The organism is Pseudohongiella sp. SYSU M77423, from assembly GCF_029911965.1.
Classification (GTDB): domain Bacteria; phylum Pseudomonadota; class Gammaproteobacteria; order Pseudomonadales; family Pseudohongiellaceae; genus Pseudohongiella.
The window spans coordinates 1-2,547 of sequence record NZ_JARYTH010000013.1 but is presented as its reverse complement, the minus strand read 5'-3'; the positions used below and the strand labels follow the sequence as shown (position 1 = coordinate 2,547).

Sequence of the window (2,547 nt, the reverse complement as noted above, 5' to 3'; positions counted from 1 at the left end):
GCGTCCATCAATCAACGTGTCGCTCATGAAGTCGATCGACCAGACCTGATTAACGTTCGTCGGCACACTCAGCGGGTATTAAGCGACAATTATCTTGGCCTCTCAGCGACAACTATCTTGGCCGGTTGATCTGCTAAGGTTCGGCACAGCAATGGAGGATTCGCTGTGTCGGGTAAACATGTTACAGATCAACAAGTCAGGTTATATATGGACTACCGAGAAACACATACTCAAGCTGTGGCCGCTGCCAAGGCCGGCCTGTCAGAGCGTACGGCCCGGCGTATCGACGCTAATGTGCACAAACCCGCTTCCAGGAAACGCACCTGGCGCACACGCCAGGATCCTTTGACCCATGTATGGGAGCCGATCGTGCTGCCGTTACTGAACCAGGTTCCGGATTTACCCGCGATCGATATCTTCGAACATCTGTGCGAGTTTCATCCTGATAAGTTCGATACCCGCACCCGTCGAACCTTGGAAAGACGGGTTAATCATTGGCGACAATTACACGGTCCAGACCAGATGGTGACCTTTGCTCAGGAACACATTCCTGGGGAGCAAGGTATTGCTGATTTTACCGTGGTTGGGTCGCCGGTTACTGTGGCTGGCGAACCGGCGCCTCACCGGCTGTTTCACTATCGCCTCACTTACAGCGGCTGGACCTTTGCTGAGCCGGTGTGGGGCGGTGAGAGTTACACGGCTTTGGCCAGTGGTCTTAGCCGAGCCTATGAGGCCAGCGGTGGTGTACCCAAAGAACAGCGCACTGACAGCCTGAGTGCTGCCTATAAAAATCGTCAGGAACAAGACGACTTTACCAGCCGCTATGAACAGTTTTGCAGGCATTACAATGTCAAAGCGACTCGCAACAACCGGGGTCAGGCACATGAGAACGGTGCCATCGAGTCGCCACATGGCCACCTTAAACCTCGCATTGAACGGGCGCTGCAGATCCGCGGCAGTTATGATTTTGAAAGCCGCCAGGCGTACGCTAAGTTCATTGCCCAGATTGTCGCTCGCCATAATCGCCGCATCGCCAGTGCCTTTAAAGTTGAGCAGCGACAATTACAACCGCTGCCGACGGCTCCCAGCGTCAATTACACTGAAGAGCTGGTGCGTGTCTCGCGCACCAGCACCATCATGTACAAACGGGTAACCTATACGGTGCCCTCACGGCTCAAGCATGCCAGAGTGCTGCTGCGCGCCTTCGATGATCGGCTGGAGCTGTATTGCAGCGGCATCCACACACTGACCCTGGAGCGGCTGTTCGCACGCAATCAAGAGCGACTTCACAGCGTCAATTACCGACACCTGATCGAGTCATTGGTCAAAAAGCCCCGAGCGCTTCGACACTATCGATGGCGCGATGAGCTGATACCTGAAGGTGATTATCAGTACATCTGGCAGTGGCTAGAGCAACATCACGATCCCGATCGTGCCTGTCACCTGATGGTGCGCTTGCTGCATCTGGCGCACAAGAGCAATCAGGAACAGGCGCTGGGCCGTTATGTGTTGGCCGAGATCCGCCGAGGACAGTTCCCCTGCCTGATGCAGTGCGAGAAGCGCTTTCTGGATCAACCCAGTGAGATCCCGACAATCAACGTCAATCAGCATGCGTTGTCACAGTACAGCGCGCTGATCACACAGGGAGCAGCCGCATGAGCAGTTCAACGGCCGCATTACCCTTGATGTTAAAACAACTGCGTCTGGCCAGCATAAAAGAGAACTGGCAAAGCATGGCTGCCAAGGCCGTCAAACAACAATGGTCCCCGCAGCAGTATCTGCATGAGCTTTGCCTGATCGAGCTTAACAGCCGTGAAGACAAACGCCTGAAGCGCTACTTGCACGAGTCTGCATTACCGGCTGGCAAACGGTTAAACGATTATGACTTCACGGCTGTTAAGGGTGTAAAGCCTGCTCAGATAAATACTCTGATCAACGAACGACAATGGGTCAACCGGGGCTACAACGTCATGCTGTTTGGTGCCAGCGGCGTTGGCAAAACGCATTTGGCCAGTGCTCTTGGTTATGCCCTGATTGAACATGGTGTACGTGTCAAGTTCATGCCTGCCACGCTGCTGGTACAGCAGTTGCAAAAAGCCAAAGCGGAGCTGCACCTCAATGAGGCATTAAACAAACTGGATCGCTACGCCGTACTCATCGTTGATGACATTGGTTATGTACGCAAGAGCGAGCAGGAAAGCAGCGTGTTGTTTGAGCTTATCGCACACCGCTACGAGCGCGGTAGCTTGATCATCACTTCGAACCAGAGCTTTGAAGACTGGGACCAGCTGTTCGACGACACGGTGATGACCGTGGCGGCCATCGACAGGCTGGTTCATAACGCGACAATTATCCATTGCGAGGGGGACAGTTATCGACGCAAAACAGCCTTAAAACAGATACAGAATTAAACAGCATCAGCCGGCCAAGCTAATTGACGCTGACCGGCCAAGATAGTTGACGCTGGATACAGCGGGTCAGGCCTGTCACGCTGTATTCGCCGCCGGGGCTTGATGCGCAGGTTCAATTCCAACTCCCGATAGATCC

2 protein-coding genes are annotated in these 2,547 nt (G+C 54.0%); both read left to right on the top strand.

The genetic code is table 11. The features are described 5' to 3' along the window. Positions 1 to 207: 207 nt before the first annotated feature. A complete protein-coding gene (istA, locus tag QGM61_RS15180) occupies positions 208 to 1,659 on the top strand; it encodes an IS21 family transposase (RefSeq protein ID WP_281133495.1) in 1,452 nt (483 codons plus the stop codon). Continuing rightward, a complete protein-coding gene (istB, locus tag QGM61_RS15175) occupies positions 1,656 to 2,411 on the top strand; it encodes an IS21-like element helper ATPase IstB (RefSeq protein ID WP_273421913.1) in 756 nt (251 codons plus the stop codon). Before istA ends, istB begins: the two co-directional genes overlap by 4 nt. Positions 2,412 to 2,547: the final 136 nt, after the last annotated feature.

Coding starts and splice junctions, on each gene's coding strand:
- istB (WP_273421913.1), top strand. CDS start 1,656: ATGAGCAGTTCAACGGCCGCATTACCCTTGATGTTAAAACAACTGCGT.
- istA (WP_281133495.1), top strand. CDS start 208: ATGGACTACCGAGAAACACATACTCAAGCTGTGGCCGCTGCCAAGGCC.